The 16,261-nt window shown below is 40.1% G+C and carries 17 protein-coding genes and 1 riboswitch; of the genes, 6 read left to right on the forward strand and 11 right to left on the reverse strand.

Annotated features, from left to right (window positions below):
• Positions 1-26: 26 nt before the first annotated feature.
• Positions 27-1,448: a sigma-54-dependent transcriptional regulator gene (locus tag IRB43_RS07220; protein WP_203362758.1), complete on the forward strand. Its 1,422-nt coding sequence runs from the start codon at positions 27-29 to the stop codon at positions 1,446-1,448.
• Between the two features lie 92 nt (positions 1,449-1,540).
• On the opposite strand, the gene IRB43_RS07225 is transcribed toward IRB43_RS07220, so the two are convergent.
• Positions 1,541-2,167 (reverse strand): uracil-DNA glycosylase family protein, encoded by a 627-nt coding sequence (locus IRB43_RS07225; protein WP_203362759.1) that lies wholly within the window; start codon positions 2,165-2,167, stop codon positions 1,541-1,543.
• Between the two features lie 103 nt (positions 2,168-2,270).
• On the opposite strand from IRB43_RS07225, the gene IRB43_RS07230 reads away from it, so the two are divergent.
• Positions 2,271-2,813 carry a DUF6143 family protein gene (locus tag IRB43_RS07230; RefSeq protein ID WP_203362760.1) on the forward strand — a complete coding sequence of 181 codons (543 nt, stop codon included), beginning with the start codon at positions 2,271-2,273 and terminating at the stop codon, positions 2,811-2,813.
• 138 nt (positions 2,814-2,951) lie between these two features.
• Here IRB43_RS07230 and IRB43_RS07235 read toward each other — a convergent pair whose 3' ends face one another.
• A complete protein-coding gene (locus IRB43_RS07235) occupies positions 2,952-3,677 on the reverse strand; it encodes an endonuclease V (RefSeq protein WP_238941866.1) in 726 nt (241 codons plus the stop codon).
• Between the two features lie 168 nt (positions 3,678-3,845).
• Between IRB43_RS07235 and IRB43_RS07240 the strand changes: the two genes are divergently transcribed.
• The 3 genes from IRB43_RS07240 to IRB43_RS07250 all read left to right on the forward strand — a co-directional run bounded on the left by IRB43_RS07240 (position 3,846) and on the right by IRB43_RS07250 (position 6,282).
• Positions 3,846-4,379, forward strand: a complete 534-nt coding sequence (locus tag IRB43_RS07240) for a DUF6985 domain-containing protein (protein WP_203362762.1) — start codon at positions 3,846-3,848, stop codon at positions 4,377-4,379.
• Between the two features lie 35 nt (positions 4,380-4,414).
• On the forward strand, positions 4,415-5,248 hold the full coding sequence (locus IRB43_RS07245) for a DUF2262 domain-containing protein (RefSeq protein ID WP_203362763.1): 834 nt from the start codon (positions 4,415-4,417) through the stop codon (positions 5,246-5,248).
• A 704-nt stretch (positions 5,249-5,952) separates the two neighbouring features.
• Complete coding sequence (locus IRB43_RS07250) at positions 5,953-6,282, forward strand: hypothetical protein (RefSeq protein WP_203362764.1); 330 nt, start codon at positions 5,953-5,955, stop codon at positions 6,280-6,282.
• 34 nt (positions 6,283-6,316) lie between these two features.
• Here IRB43_RS07250 and IRB43_RS07255 read toward each other — a convergent pair whose 3' ends face one another.
• From IRB43_RS07255 to adhP, 9 genes are all read right to left on the reverse strand, one after another.
• A complete protein-coding gene (locus IRB43_RS07255) occupies positions 6,317-6,784 on the reverse strand; it encodes a DUF2004 domain-containing protein (RefSeq protein WP_203362765.1) in 468 nt (155 codons plus the stop codon).
• Positions 6,785-6,896: 112 nt separating this feature from the next.
• Complete coding sequence (locus IRB43_RS07260) at positions 6,897-7,883, reverse strand: ABC transporter substrate-binding protein (RefSeq protein ID WP_203362766.1); 987 nt, start codon at positions 7,881-7,883, stop codon at positions 6,897-6,899.
• A gap of 17 nt (positions 7,884-7,900) precedes the next feature.
• Positions 7,901-8,971, reverse strand: coding sequence for a methyltransferase domain-containing protein (locus tag IRB43_RS07265; protein ID WP_203362767.1), 1,071 nt, complete (start codon positions 8,969-8,971; stop codon positions 7,901-7,903).
• Entirely contained in the window at positions 8,971-9,768 is a 798-nt protein-coding gene (locus IRB43_RS07270; protein WP_203362768.1) for an ATP-binding cassette domain-containing protein, read from the reverse strand. The genes IRB43_RS07265 and IRB43_RS07270 overlap by 1 nt, the downstream gene beginning before the upstream one ends.
• A gap of 1 nt (position 9,769) precedes the next feature.
• Positions 9,770-10,792: a FecCD family ABC transporter permease gene (locus tag IRB43_RS07275; protein WP_343070822.1), complete on the reverse strand. Its 1,023-nt coding sequence runs from the start codon at positions 10,790-10,792 to the stop codon at positions 9,770-9,772.
• Between the two features lie 231 nt (positions 10,793-11,023).
• Positions 11,024-11,214: riboswitch (cobalamin riboswitch) on the reverse strand.
• Positions 11,215-11,290: 76 nt separating this feature from the next.
• Entirely contained in the window at positions 11,291-12,175 is an 885-nt protein-coding gene (locus IRB43_RS07280) for an SH3 domain-containing protein (protein WP_203362770.1), read from the reverse strand.
• A gap of 121 nt (positions 12,176-12,296) precedes the next feature.
• Positions 12,297-12,653, reverse strand: a complete 357-nt coding sequence (locus IRB43_RS07285) for a DUF779 domain-containing protein (protein ID WP_203362821.1) — start codon at positions 12,651-12,653, stop codon at positions 12,297-12,299.
• Between the two features lie 18 nt (positions 12,654-12,671).
• Positions 12,672-14,189, reverse strand: coding sequence for an aldehyde dehydrogenase (gene adh / locus IRB43_RS07290; protein ID WP_203362771.1), 1,518 nt, complete (start codon positions 14,187-14,189; stop codon positions 12,672-12,674).
• A 61-nt stretch (positions 14,190-14,250) separates the two neighbouring features.
• Entirely contained in the window at positions 14,251-15,261 is a 1,011-nt protein-coding gene (gene adhP, locus IRB43_RS07295) for an alcohol dehydrogenase AdhP (RefSeq protein WP_203362772.1), read from the reverse strand.
• Positions 15,262-15,615: 354 nt separating this feature from the next.
• Here adhP and IRB43_RS07300 point away from each other — a divergent pair, with 354 nt between their 5' ends.
• Complete coding sequence (locus IRB43_RS07300) at positions 15,616-16,233, forward strand: CAP domain-containing protein (protein WP_203362773.1); 618 nt, start codon at positions 15,616-15,618, stop codon at positions 16,231-16,233.
• Positions 16,234-16,261 lie beyond the last annotated feature (28 nt).

The following is a 16,261-nucleotide window of genomic DNA, read 5'->3' on the forward strand; positions in this document are numbered from 1 at the left end:
TCATCTTTAGAAAAGCAGGTGAAACGATGGCACACATTTTAATCATTGATGACGAAATAGAAGTAGGCCGCTTTCTCACTCATTTACTGGCAGAGAAAGGGCATCAAGTGACACATGGAGTGAGCGGGTCGGAATTTGATCAATTAGTAGCCGATCAGCGTTTTGATCTGGCTTTCATTGATGTTCGCTTGCCTGATCGGAACGGGTTAGATATTTTACGGGCATTAAGGAGTGCTCAGCCACATTGTCAATCAGTTATTATGACTGGATACAGCACCGTTAAAATGGCGGTGGAAGCAATTCAAATTGGGGCAAGTGACTTTATCGAGAAGCCATTCGTCGATATTACTGAGATTGAGAAGTTAGCTGAGCAATTAATCGACACACAGCTCCCTTCCTCTCATCAAGAGGTTTTACATATCGCAAAAAAACTAAACTGCTTTATAGGAAATAATCCGCAAATGAGACAGCTATTTATGCTCGCTTATAAATTTGCTCAAAAAAATATAACCGTACTCATTCAAGGGGAAACGGGTACTGGGAAAGAAGTTCTTGCTCACTTTATCCATGAAGCGAGCAAGCGAGCGAAAGAACCATTTGTTGGAATTAACTGCGGGGCGATTTCAGAGAGTTTATTAGAAAGCGAATTGTTCGGACATACAAAAGGGGCATTTACAGGCGCCTTAAAGGATCGGAAAGGATACTTTGAAGTGGCTTCTAAAGGGACGTTATTTCTTGATGAAGTTGGGGAAGCCTCCGCTTCCGTCCAAGTGAAATTGCTGCGTGTATTAGAAACTGGCGAGTACATGAAAGTCGGTAGTGAAATCACCGAACGGACGCATACTCGCTTAATTGCCGCCACACATGTTGATTTGCATGAAGCGGTCAAAGAAAAGATATTCCGGGAAGACTTGCTTTATCGGCTCGACGTCATTAAATTGACGATCCCTCCGTTAAGAGAAAGAAAAGATGACCTTCCTGCGCTGATTGACTTTTATTTTAAACAAGCGAACGTCTCCCTTACTTTTTCCCAAGAAGCAATGTCCATCCTTTGTGACTATGACTGGCCCGGAAATGTCCGGGAATTGGTGAATGTTCTGAAACGAACGATCGCCCTAGCGGATGGAGAAATGACGGTCATCCCGCCAGAACTGCTTCCTGAAAAATTGCTTCGCCGCCCTGTGGCCGCTTCCCTGCCGCTACCTGCCGCAAACTTTGAAACCTATGTGCAAACGTGGCAACAACAGTTACTGGAAGCTTGGCACAGTCCGGAAGAAACGAAACTCGATGACATTCAGCAAAAGATCAAACAGTTAGAACGTGAAGCGATGAAAGCTTTTATTATGAAATCACTTAAAGAAACGCTCGGCAATCGAAAGGAAGCTTCGAAGCGACTAGGAATCAGTACTAGACAGTTAAGGTATTTGTTGAATGAGAAAAAGAAATAGTATGCCAATCATTCAACATGAGATTTATAAAGATAGCTGAAAGATCATGATGACAGCTATTCATCATGACCTCTTAGTTCATTTATTAATTCCTAAGCTACAACTTGCAAGCGTTTTTCTGTATTCTCCCTCCCCATTTGCTTTAATACTTTTGGGGAGTAGCCCGTTTTCTTAGCTTCATCAATTAATATAATGGGCTCACCATGGATATCTTTTTTAATTTGATTCAACGATCGCAAACCTAAATGTCTAATCTTTGCCACTTGAACAGAGGGATTCAATTTTTCTTCGTTAACCAACCTAAAAATAGATGCCGCTGCCCTCTCTCCAGAACAAATAATCGCCGTTTTCACATGCTTAATTTCTTCGCATAAGCGGCGAAGATTTTCCGCTGAAAGCACTTCTCTCACAGTTGCTTCCGTTCTTCCACTACGCGCTTTATACTCCACATGACTCCAAGCATTCGTAATCGTAATATCGTTTCGCGTCCAGCTGATGTCTTTCCTGTATTCTTTATTTAAAATAGAGAGCAACCGTTCCAGATTCTTTCCCGTTCGCCCAGCAGCTGGCCTTCCTTCCATTTCTTCAACAGCTCCCGGACAAGAAAAAACAAAAGCAATATCGTCTTGTCTTCCTTTTTCATAATGGTACATAGCGAAATTCCCCAATCTTTCTTTCGATGGTATTGTTATAGCTTTCTCTTTTAGAGCGGTTTTCATGACAATCACCTAGAGTAAAAAAGGATTTTTTACAAAACTCCATACTTATCCAAGCAGGATCTATCACTATACATAAACTTTACTAATAAAGGAGGGATTTTTCATGTCAAAATATAATAAAACTGATCAATTTATTAAAGCTGTAAACATACCTAATCCTCTATTTCAATCTTTACAAGGAAAATATTTTGTTGGGCAAACGGAAACCATTCGTTTAGGAAATGGAAAAAATGCTTGGGGAGGTTTAGTTAACCCTTGTGGTTCAAATGTAGATTTATTTGTCAATGCATTTACCATTACCAATCATTCTAACCAACCTTTTACAGCTGAAATTTGGTTTAACCCCATACTACCCGGTACAGCAATGACTTCCAATAAGGTATCTCCTGCCAATACCGCTCTTTCTCCGCTCCCAAGACCAAAAGTAAAAATTAAATTTGCAGAGCTCGTTGAAGGGGTTCTTCAAAAAGGAGTCAATGTATTTAAACGAATTGTACCACCACAAAGCACGTTAACAAGTGACGAGGATGGAAAATACATTTTTGACAGTGGCGGATCATTTATTATTTTTTTAGTTACACCTGATACTGAAATCATTGAGGCAGAAGTCGCTTTTGGATGGTTTGAAAAAAGAAGTAAAAGATAAACATTCATCGTTCCCCAAAACGAAAAATAATCTAAATTACTATGGAAACAACTATGCGGAAAGAAATACTCCGTTTTGGGGGGCTTTCAAGCCTGCTTTAGCCTTCTCTACTACTCTTTATATTTATTCTAGAAAAACTCATGATAACAACTGCTTTCTCATTTTATGTGTCTCTAAGTCTGCTAATCTCACAGGAATCGGTAAGCGACTTTCCTTATTGATGCAGTTCATCACAATTTCCGTACTCGTGTCTAAGTCAATCCAGTTTCCGCAAGAAACAAAGATCGGCTTCACATTTTTGGTCGTTCTCAAAGTTCGGCCATAGATTTCATTATTGATAAAAATATCAGTGTACACACCCATTTCATTTTCCGGCATAATAAAATCGATTCCTTGAATTTTAAGATAGCTTTTTGCTACGCCAATCGTCGGTTTATTTAAGAAGAAAGAGGCATGCGTGGCAATACCCATATGACGATCATGTAAGTATCCATTCCCATCAAACATATATAAATCTGGGGATTTTGTTAACTTCTCATTCGCCTCTAATATTAACGGCAACTCTCGGAAAGCTAAAAAACCTGGGATATAAGGAGTAGTGACCACTCCATGACTATATACAGTTTCAGCCACTTCCTTTGTATGATAATCGATCACAACAATGCAACACGTCCCATACGTTGTGCCGTTTACATCCCAATAAGCTAAATCTACCCCGGCAATCAATTGTAGCTCATCTTTTTGAAAATGATTCTCTAGTTTCACCTTGGGTAATAATTCACTTTGAATGTTCGAAAACTCTTGTATTAATGTTTCTTTATCAAACTCTGTTCCATGTTCTAATACATATGGTTTACTTTCCAATTGTTTCACCTCTGAACTAAAATTAAATCTTTTTATCATAGATTTATAAACGAGACACTTTAACAGTCTCCTTCCTTTTGCTATAATAATTTTATCATTTTTTATAAAAATTGGACTTATTTGTTAACATATAAAACGAAAATTTCTGAAGTAAAGAGGAGATTATTGATGAAAGAAATCACCCATGAATTACTGGGCTATTTTACATTCGAGGAAGATCAATGTGTTTGGAGAAAGAAAGACAAACTTATTATCTTTAATCAAGAGTTTGATGTGAATATCGATATCGTAGAGTATGATGAAGAATACGAACAAGGTGTCGAATTTGAAGAAGATACATCCGGACACTTTCAAGATGAGCAGATCGATGCTTTAACTACATTTTATGATCATAAAGATGAGATTTTAAAAGAAGTGGAGAATGCGATTTTTGCTTATTACCAAGAGAATTTCGAAATTTATCGAAGCTATGAGAATACGGAAAGCAACAAGGATAAAGTAGCACCTGTGATCGGTAAAAAAGAAGAGTTAAGTTCCCTATTACAAGACATGGGCTTATTTATTGCTGAAAGAGAAGCTACAGGATTAAGAAAAATAGGCATTACATTTGAATGCACTTGGGATTCGAATCATGGGTTAGGGATTTTATTAAAGAATGAACAAGTGGCAGCTATTGGGACAATAGACGACGCGATAGAGTAAAAAAGTACTTTCAATAAGATTTGTGCTTAAGTGTGATGAAAGGAATGAATATTAAATTGAGTCAATCAAGTGAACAAAGTAGATTTGAAAGCAGATTCACAGAAAATGTGATTGAGGTGGCAGCTGTTACAGGGGCATTAGGAATTGGTGCATCAAGAGGCGGTGATAGTATTCTGTGGACGGCGTCAATTGATTTAATTGCATGGAAAGATTTACATAAAAATGAAACAATTACAAAAGAAGAAACGCGACTCGCATGGTTGGTTGATGATGCAGAATGGAAAAAATCAAAAGACATTTTGAAAGCAAATACAGTTGTAAAATTACAAGTGCGCAAGTCAGAAAATTCAATGATGCTTGTTAAAGTGCTAGAAACACCCTATAAAGATGATGAGTTGGAAAACATCTTACAAGAGGCAATGAAACCGGTTTATTATCATGACGAAATGTTGGGCGAGTTTGAACTTGATAAAAGAGTGAAAACTTTTGAAAAGAGAATTTCTTGGGCTGGTGAAGAATGCTATTTATGTTTTGACTGGCATGAAGATCCACACATGATGAAGTCCGCCATGGAAACAGCATATGCACTTTTCAAAGAACAAAGTGCATGGAGCATGAAAATCAGTATGTATGCCGCAGAAGAACTAGTAGAACTAGCAAATGACTGGCTACAGGACAATGAGGATGCAGAAGTAGATGAAATCACAAAGGAAATGTTTATGGAATTGATCACCTTAAACAGCATCATCGTTTATCCAGAAGGTGAGTTTGTGTTGTTCTTTTCGGATGGAGATATGTTTTGGGGACATTCGATCATTGTCGATGGAAATATTAATGGTGTGCTCACTTCGGCTGAGATTGCTGGGTAAACTAACAATACTTTTTTTAAATGATTATGTAATCAATTTAGTGTAAATCTTTTTATCGTAACCGGTTCCTTATCGCATGAGGAACCGGTTTAAATATAATCGAAACGTACAATTTTCTTTTTTGATATAGAGACTCCATCGACTTGTGCAGATGTCCGCTCATCGGCGGGTCTCGTTGATGTCAACTCTAAAAAGATGGACCAGCTTGATTACCAGTTGATGAAAAATGTAACCGAGCCACTCGCCGCACGTTGAACATGCCTAAACATCTGCTTCTTGTGGATTACACCACGATTACCGTCGGAAAAATTCGACTTCCTTGGGCCGTTTATCACGGCAAATGCTCAGGCATCAAGCTTCATGTGAGTTTTGAAGAAGCTTTTGAAAGTCGTTGAATCTACTGGTCTGACACATGATGGGCCGTTCAGCGAACATCTGGTGGACCCTCGGTTTATTTTAGTAGAAGACCTTGCCTATTTTAAATTCAACGAATCGACCGCTTTCTCGAAGAAGGACAAGATTTAGTGATCCGAATGAAGGGAAACGTGGAATGGTCTCGTGAGAAATCCTTGCAACGCTTACCACAAAAGGACTCAAACGTGACACGCGACATCATTTGTTCGCTTGACTCTGTCTAATCTCGTTCTGAAAAACGCCATCGAGTGGTGTCTTTTAAAGATGACAAAGGACGAGAAGTTCGCGTCGTGACCAGCTTACTTCACATTTCGGTAGAAGAAATTGCCAACATGCATAAAGCTCGCTGGATCAAGCAAAATTTGAACGTGCCAGTTTTATTTAGCACGACCGAAAATGCGGTGTTCAACCAACTTTTTGCCGCATTAATTGCCTATGTGCTGCTTCATTGGTTATATAAACATACAAAATCCCCCATTTCTAAGCCAAACCTGTCATCAGTGGCTTTTCAGCGCATGCTTTTGACAGGCGCATTATCCTTGCCGTGGTGGGATCAGATGGTCTTATTTCTGTATCACTATTTTGATCATGACGGGAGAAGTCTGTCTAAAGTTGGTTAATCAACACGCGTGATAAATTATAACATAAGCATATTCAACACGTAATATCCTGATAGCCGACTTCGGTTACTTTTTCATTTACAAGACGAAGACCTAATCCATTTTCCATGTCCCATGTACAGTCGAAGGTTAATCCGATTGCTCGACCTTCAAAAATCCCTGCATACGGAATAGAAATTCCAACTAAACTTATCCTCTTAAGCAGTTGATCAGTTGTTTCAATTAAAGGGTAATCTTTGTTAAATTCAATATCATAACCGAGTTCATGTCGCTTTTGTTTGTAATAATCTAAAATCGGTGGCAAAAAACTTTGTTGAAGGTGATCCCAATTTTGCATTAATGAAGTATATGATTCATATTGTTCTTTATCAAATTTACCATCTTCTTCACCATCTACCATTAATGCAATCTCAGCTTCTTTTCCGAAAAACTCAATAGTCGTGTACTTAAACCATATATAATCATATTCAAGTTCTCCAAAAACTTCATCATTAATTGCCATTTTAAAATCTCCTTTTTCTATTAGCAAATGCTCTAGACTTATCCGTTCAAACCAACATTTTCTCTTTTCATATCAAGGATATCCACAATACCAAATTCATTCAATCTTTCTATTAAAATTGATCCGGATAAAAAGCCTTAGCTAACGTTTCAATGGCGATCGGACCTCTAACTCCTTCCGCTCCCGCCGATAATGGCAGGGTAACGAAGCGTTTGTTTTTAATCGCTTCCACATCCTTTAATGCAGGATGACTTACTAAAAACTCTCTTTTCTGATCAATCGTTGTATCACCGTAGTCAACAATGACAATAATTTCTGGGTTGCGGTTGACCACTTCTTCCCAAGATGCGCTTGCCCAGCCTTTTTCAATATCGTTAAAAATATTTGAGCCCCCGGCTAATGTAATGAGCTCATTTAAGAAGTTTTGACCAGCCGTAGTTGGTTCTTTTTCCCCGCTATCATAAACGAATACATGAATAGGCTCTTCTACATCTTTTACTTTTTCTTGAACGGCATTCATCTCTTCTTTCATGTTTTGAACTAATGTTTCCGCTCTATCTTCTACTCTAAAAATACGTCCAATGTTTAAAATGTCTGTAAATACATCGTCCATCGTAGGGCCTGACATGTTTGAAGATTGTTGTAAATAAGATTTAACGCCGAATTGCTCAAGCTGTTCTACTGTTCCTAACGTCTTATCTGTAAATGCACTTTGCCAACCGGCATACGCAAAATCTGATTCTACCTCTAAAAACACTTCTTGGCTAGGGTATTTGTCAGATAACACTTTAATCTTCCCATAAGCTTCTTTATACTCAGGCAGAATTTCATCGTCTAAGTACGCAGTACCTACCATCGAATCTTCTAAACCAAGAGCGAGCATAATTTCTGTGGTGTGTTGATTTAACGTCACTGCCCGCTTAGGTGCTTCTTCAAAAGTAATCGTTCTGTCCATATTTTCAATGGTGATTGGCTCAGTTGTTTCGGTATTCTTGTCAGATGGTTTCTCTGTTGGTGATGCGGATTGATTACATGCTGTCATAATAGATAACAATAAAACAACAATGCTTGCAAACACACTTTGCTTCAACTTTCTCATTTTTTCTTTTCTCCTTTTTATCCTTGTTTTTTAGCAATAATGGTCCAATATTCAACAGAAGCTGCATGCTTTTCCTCGATTAACCCGCTGAATGGGTATCCTCCATTGCTCCAGACATTCTCTTTAAACGGCCGAATGTCATCATGAACATATTCATGTAAGCTTTCATTTGTTTTTAATGAAGGATCAGACACACAATCCTCTAAATAGGATGATCGCCACCCTTGTAAATATTGAGATTGATAGTTGTTCACCATCTTCACCACCTCAAATCCTTGGCGCTCTAATAAAAGCGCCGCTTCTTTAGGGAGCATAAGGCTTAGCTCGCGGTCCACTCGATATCGTTCTTTGCTTTGCCGTTGGACAAACTTTTCAAAAGTGGCTTCATAGCGGTACATTTGCCTTGTCAAAGAGGTTTCTCCTTGGATATCTACATGTATTTCTTGATGATTCAATAATTTTTTTCGGTGACGGAATGTCCACTCTTTACTTACTGGCGGTAAGATAATGTCCACAGCTAGCATTCCGTCTTGCTTTAAGTGGCTATGTATTCTTTTTAAAATAGCTACTTGTTCACTCATAAGGCTAAAGTGCTGAAGTATGCCATCAGGCAAAATAATATGCGAAAAGGTCTGATGAAGCCCCAGCTGCTGAATGTCCATTTCGATTAGCTTAAGTAAATGAGGTTGGTGTTTAAGTAGAGCTTTCGCTTTTTTCTCCGCAATCTTTAACATGTCACAACAATTATCGATGCCAGTTACCGGTATCCCTTTTCGGCAAAGTTCAACGGCGATCCTTCCTGTGCCAACCCCTATTTCTAACACTTGTTGCTGAGGATCACCGTTTGTAAGGAGGTCACAATAAAAGGAGATCCCTGATTTTCCTGCCAATTGATCATAATAATCTGCTTCCATGTTTTCATAAACAGCAGTTGGCCCTTTCACATGTCTTTCTCCTTGCATCCCGCATCGATTACATAAACTTCCGGCCAATTCATGTAAAGATGTCCCTTTAGGAATACCATTTTTTGTATCACCCATCCATTCATCGTAAATAAATCCGCATACTTGGCAAGTCGTGATGGACATTAAATTACCTCTCTTTCCGATTGCTTGATCATCTCTTCCGACAAATAGGTAATATGGATGTTGTTCGTCAAAGGATGGACGATAATATCCGCTTCCACTCGAAAAATCTCCTTGAGCATATCTTTTGTCAACACTTCAGACGGTGCACCCGATGTAATGATTTCACCATTCTCAATGACATAGATGCGATCGCAATAAGCAGCCGCTAAATTTAAATCATGCAAAGCGGCGAAGACCGTCATATTAAGCTTGCGAACAAGGTCCAGTATTTGAAGCTGATGATGAATATCTAAATGGTTTGTCGGTTCGTCTAATACTAAAACTTGTGCTTCTTGAGCGAGTGCACGAGCGATCATCACCCTTTGTTTTTCACCGCCTGATAAGGAAGAGAACGGTGTATGGATGAAATTAGTCATTCCAACCTTTTGAAGACAAAGATCAATCACTTGATGATCCTTTTTTGAATCAGCCTCCAAAAACTTTTTATGTGGAGAACGGCCCATCGAGACAATTTCAAATACGGTAAAATCAAATAACGACGGTGTTTCTTGACTGACAACCGCTAACTTTTGCGCAACATTTCGAGAGGAAAGCTTGAAAATATTTTCATCATCTAGTGTAATCATTCCCGCATCGGGCTTGAGCACGCGATAGATATTTTTCAAAAGGGTTGATTTCCCACTTCCATTCGGTCCTATTAGACCGACAAACTCTCCTGAAGCAATATCTACATGAACATTTTGCAGTAGTAGTTTCTTTTCAATACTTGAGCTTATATTTTGTACAGATATGTTCACCCTATTTCTCACCTCCAAAAGCATAACGACTTCTTCTTAACATCCATAGAAAGAATGGCCCACCACAAAGTGCTGTGACAATCCCAATGGGCATTTCTTCTGGAGCAATCACTTGTTTTGCAAATATATCTGCCCACACTAAGAAAATTGCCCCGATTAAAGCGCTGATCGGCAACACTTTTCGATGATCCGATCCTACCATTAAGCGAACAATATGAGGCACCATTAATCCAAGAAATCCAATGGAACCGCATACAGATACGAGCACACCTGTCATTAAAGCAGTAACGATAATCAATAGTCTTCTAAATGTTTCAGTATTCACTCCTAACGTGACAGCTGCTTCTTCTCCCATTAACAAAATGTTCAACGCTCGATATTGAGACCATAAAAAAAGAAATCCTAAACAGATGACGAGTGCGGGAATGGGAATGTACTCCCACTTAGCTCCAGCCAGACTCCCCATCATCCAAAACATCGCATTTCTTATTCCTTCTTCTTTCGGCGCCGATATGACGATAAAGCTCGTGATTGCAGAGAGTATCATGGAAACCGCGATCCCCGCTAATAACAACCTCACAGTGGAAATCTTTCCGCCCACTTGAGCTAGAAAATAAACGAGAATAATAGAAAGTAAAGAACCTATAAAGGCAGACAGGACTAATGCATACTGTCCAAACATAGAAAACGCCCCAAATATAATGACTAACGTAGCACCAACTGATGCGCCGGAAGAGACACCTAATATATACGGGTCCGCTAATGAATTACGCACAAGCGCTTGAATAGCTGTCCCAATGATCGCTAAGCCCGCTCCGACAATCACACCTAGCATCACTCTTGGAAATCGTAAATTCCATATAATATTTTCTTGAGCTAGTGACCAGTCTCTCGTGATTATATCTTCAAAAGAAAAAATGTTGGAAATAGCAATCTTCCAGACAGTAAGCGGATGAATCGATACTGGCCCTGCCATAATCGCTATTGTAACCGAAATCACAAGGAAGCTAATGAGTAAAAAGATAAAAAGTAACGATTTATAATCGGAGAGCTGTTTCTTTCTGCTTTCGTTGGAAGCTGTTTGTACTTGCTCGATCGTTTATTCCCCCTTCACAAAATGTTATGTATGCTTCTGACAAATAAAAAGAGCATTTAAACCGGTAGAGTTTAAATGCTCACAAAAAAGATTGTATATGCACAAAGTCAGCATAACGATATCACTTTCCGTAAACACCCCCTATATCCCGTAGGTTATTTCGTGTTCTTGAAACAGGCAGGTCTCCTGACTCATCTTCTGCACTCCCTGAGCCTTCCCGTTATTCACAGTGGCATGTTTCAGGTCGCTCTGACTTACAGTGGCGGGAACCGTGTCGGACTTTCACCGAACTTCCCTTTTAAGCTATAAATATATTGAATAAATATAGCACCTGTTTATTAGTAAATATTAACTTTTGTTCATATTACTATACTAGTGGTAATTATGTCCACTCTTCTAAACCATTCATTACCAAATACCACATTTTTAATACTTCGCAATCTCACTTTGATTATTCACAATCATAATATAAGCATTGTCATGAAGCTGTCTCATGAACTGGCGCATATGCGATTCGGAAACGGATACGCACCCCGCTGTCGGTCCTCCGTTATCGACATGTAAGAAGAAGGCACTACCCGCTCCTTTGACAGGCTTATATGTATTGTAATTAATAACGATCGCATATTTGTATTGCACACGGTAATTGATTAACCGTTCGTCTAATTTGCTTGATTTTGTTCTCTCTTGCCATGTGTTGTATTGAGAATCTTTTGGATTGGAGATCCAATAGGAGTTTTTCGTGATTGGTTTAAAAGGCATTTTAGTTCCAGGATTGGAATGTCCAAAAGCAAAACCTAATTTATACGCGCCTTTTGGTGTGAATTTCGAGCCTTCTCTGGCTTGCCCGACACCCTTACTGCCGACGTGTCCTGTCGTTTTCAACACACTAGTCCACTGCCCTAACTGATTTTTTTCCCAATATTCTACATAAGCTTTACTTCCACTGCCAACGACCGTAACAATTTGATCGGTTTGTTGAGCTGTTTTTGTTTTAGCAATCATAGCAGGAGAAATGCGATGATTAGTCTTTTTTGTTAAATAGGCACCATTTACATACGCTTCTTGCTTATCATAGGTAAAACGATACCAATTGTTCGCCGTTTTGCCCGTCACTTGAATAGTGCTTCCTTTTGGCAAACTGCCTAGCAGTGAAGATTTTATGCTAGCACCGGAACGAACATTTAATTGGTGAGCTGTAACTGTGTACTCCCCACTCGCTTTCGATACACCTGGTGCGCTGTTCGCATAAACTGTGTTCACAGTCATAAAAAATACGAAAATGCTGACGATCCACCACTTGCCTTTCACTAGTCAATCCCTCCATTTTCAAATCGCTTATTACTCTCATCTTAATGCGAAATGATAGGAGTCGCAATCCTTTCTTTCAAGCGAATTACCCGTGCAGAGAAGGCTCTCTGCACGGGTAATATTATGGATACAATGCGGCTCGCTCTTCTTCGGTAAACAGGCGAGATCTAGTGAGAAATCGCTTCCCTTCTCGGCCTTCTAATGAAAACATCCCTCCTTGACCATCCACGACATCGATGATCAATTGCGTATGCTTCCAATAGTCAAACTGAGCAGCATTCATATAAAAAGGACAGCCGCCAATTTCTCCTAGTAAGACGTCACTTCGTCCAGTTAAAAATTCTCCTTCTGCATAGCACATCGGCGAGCTGCCATCACAGCAACCACCGGACTGATGAAACATCAAAGGACCATGTCTTTCCTTCAATGTTTCAATTAATTGCAACGCTTCTTCTGTTGCGGTTACGCGTTCAACAATTAGAAACGCCCCCTTTTCTTAGAAAAATCCAAGAGCATCCGGGCTATAACTGACGAGAAGGTTTTTCGTTTGCTGATAATGTGAAAGCATCATTAAATGATTTTCACGTCCGATCCCTGACATTTTGTAGCCGCCGAATGCTGCATGAGCCGGGTAAGCGTGATAGCAGTTCGTCCAAACACGTCCGGCTTGAATGCCGCGACCCATTTGATACGCGAGATTCATATTTCTTGACCAAACACCAGCACCTAGTCCATATAGTGTATCATTGGCGATTTGCAGCGCTTCTTTTTCATCTTTAAATGTCGTCACAGATACGACAGGACCAAAGATTTCTTCTTGGAAAATACGCATCTTATTATTTCCTTTAAAGACGGTTGGCTTCATATAATAGCCGCTTTCAAAGCCGGTGAATTGATTTCGCTCACCGCCTGTTAAGCAAACGGCCCCTTCTTGTTTCCCGATATCAATGTAGGAAAGAATTTTTTCCATTTGTTCATTGGAAGCTTGAGCCCCCATCATCGTTTCCGTATCTAAAGGATTGCCTGTCTTAATTTGCTTGACGCGTTCTAATGCTCGCTCCATAAATTGATCGTAGATCGATTCTTGGATCAGCGCCCGCGATGGACAGGTACAAACTTCTCCTTGGTTTAAGGCAAATAACACAAAACCTTCAATCGCTTTATTTAAGTAGGCATCATCTTTCTCCATGACATCTTCAAAGAAAATATTTGGCGATTTTCCACCGAGCTCAAGCGTCACAGGAATGATGTTTTGTGAGGCATACTGCATAATTAAGCGGCCCGTCGTTGTCTCACCCGTGAAAGCCACCTTCGCAATACGCGGGCTTGTTGCGAGCGGCTTGCCGCATTCTACCCCAAAGCCATTAACAATATTGACAACACCTGGAGGCAATAAGTCGCCAATGAGCTCAATCAGCACTAAAATCGAGGCCGGCGTTTGCTCGGCTGGCTTCAGAACAACACAGTTACCGGCAGCTAAAGCAGGGGCTAACTTCCACACCGCCATCAAGAGCGGGAAGTTCCAAGGAATAATTTGACCGACTACTCCAAGTGGCTCTTGGAAATGGTAAGCGACTGTGTTCTCATCAATTTGGCTTAAAGAGCCTTCTTGGGCACGAATCGCTCCAGCAAAGTAGCGAAAATGGTCAATTGCTAGCGGTAAGTCGGCATTCAATGTTTCACGAACAGCCTTTCCGTTATCCCACGTTTCAGCAACAGCGAGCATTTCTAAATTTTCTTCCATACGGTCAGCAATTTTATTTAAAATAATCGCTCGCTCTGCTGGAGAAGTCTTTCCCCAAGCCTCTTTCGCTATATGAGCAGCATCTAGGGCTTTTTCTACATCTGCTTCTTGAGAACGAGCAACTTCACAAAACGCTTCACCTGTGACTGGGGTAACATTGGAGAAGTATTCGCCATTAACTGGAGGCGTCCATTCTCCATTAATCCAGTTGTCATACCTTTTCTTAAAGTTTACTTTCGCATCGACTTGTCCTGGCTGAGCATAAATCATCTGAACTTCCCCCTTTGTTGTGATCAGTGTTTAAAACGCTTCCATCTTCTTTCGCGAATTATTACATTGTCAATACAATCCGGCCGTTGATTTTTCCTTTTTCCATTTGATCAAATACATCATTAATGGCATCTAATGGAGCGGATTCAATAATTGCACGAACTTTTCCGCGAGCTGCAAAATCAAGCGCTTCTTGCATATCTTTTCTCGTACCGACGATCGATCCTTTCACTGATACACCATTTAAGACCGTATCAAAGATTGGAATTGGCAACTCATCATTCGGTAAGCCAACGACAACTAAGCTGCCGCCACGTTTGACCGACTGATAAGCTTGTTCAAATGCTTTTCTCGTCACAGCAACACTAATAGCTGCCTGCACACCGCCAACCGCTTGCTGAATCTCTTTCACCGGATCTATTTCCATGCCGTTCACTGTATAATCGGCCCCTAATTGCTTCGCTAACTCTAACTTCTCTTGTTGAATATCTACCGCTACAACATTGAAGCCCATTGCTTTCGCATATTGAAGGGCGATATGGCCAAGTCCGCCGATACCAAAAATCGCTACCCAATCACCTGGCTTGGCATCTGATACTTTTAATGCTTTATACGTCGTCACCCCGGCACAAAGAATCGGTGCGACTTCCACTGGATCTAACCCATCTGGAATTCTCGCTACATAAGCAGCTGGGGCTTTACAATATTCAGCATAACCGCCATCTACCGAATAACCGCCATTTTGTTGATCAGGGCAAAGTGTTTCTCTTCCACTTAAACAATATTCACATTCTCCACATGCAGAGTAAAGCCAAGGAATCCCTACTCGATCGCCCACTTTCACGGAGCGAACATCATCCGCGACTTCTTCGACAATCCCAACCCCTTCATGACCAGGAATTAATGGAAGCTTCGGCTTGACAGGCCAATCACCATGAGCGGCATGCAAATCGGTGTGACAAACACCGCACGCTTCTATTTTCACAAGAACTTCTCCCGCATTTAATGTTGGTTTTGGTACCTCTTTCACTTCTAGTTGTTGTTTAAATTCATTGACCACGGCTGCTTTCATTTTTCATTCCTCCTTAACGGTAGTTACTGTATAAATGCAAGCAGCGTGCCAACAGAAAAGTTCATAAAATATTCAAAAAGAAGCTTTTTTTCATGAAAATGCCGAAAAAACGGCTTTAAAAGCCATCTTTTCGGCATTTTCAGACTATTTTTCGGCAAATTTATCTTTTTCTATTCACACAAAAATCGTAACGATTACGATTTAATTACATCGTAGTACCTTATAAGCTATATGTCAAGCGATAGGCGTATGATTTGATAGCAGTTATTGGGTAATATTTTAAAATGAGTATAGTTTTGTTCCCTGTTTTGCATACTAAGAGCAGCCTTTAAAGAAAGGAGCAATAGCGATCGTATGAAAAAAGTCGTGTTGTCAATGCTGTTAGCTTTCACAATAGCCTTTCCAAGTCTTTCGCATGCCCAAAGTGGTTATCAGTCCTATACAGTTCAACCTGGTGATAGCATGTGGAAGATTGCTGTGAAATTCCAAATTGGCCTTCAAGAAATTATTAACGCAAACCCGGAAATCAAAACTCCTAGTATGATTTATCCGAAACAGGTGCTAAAAATACCACTCTTGACCGATGTAAAGAATTTCGAGCAAGAGGTCATTAGACTAACGAATGTCGAGCGGCAAAAGAATGGGTTAGCTCCGCTAGCAACAGATTGGCAGCTGTCCCGAGTTGCTCGTTATAAATCCACTGACATGGCCAATAAAAACTACTTTTCGCACACAAGTCCAACATACGGTTCACCGTTTCAAATGATGAAAGCTTTTGGAATTAGTTACCGAGCGGCAGGAGAAAATATAGCTGCTGGACAACAAACTCCGCAAGCGGTCGTGAATGCATGGATGAATAGTTCAGGACATCGAGCGAATATTCTCAGCTCGAGCTTTACACATATTGGCGTTGGATACTATAAAGGCGGTAGCCAAGGAGTATATTGGACACAAATGTTTATCTCTAAATAACCCAACCTAAAAACGACGAGAATGCGTG

This window comes from Bacillus sp. REN10 (assembly GCF_016820555.1).
Classification (GTDB): domain Bacteria; phylum Bacillota; class Bacilli; order Bacillales; family Domibacillaceae; genus Bacillus_CE.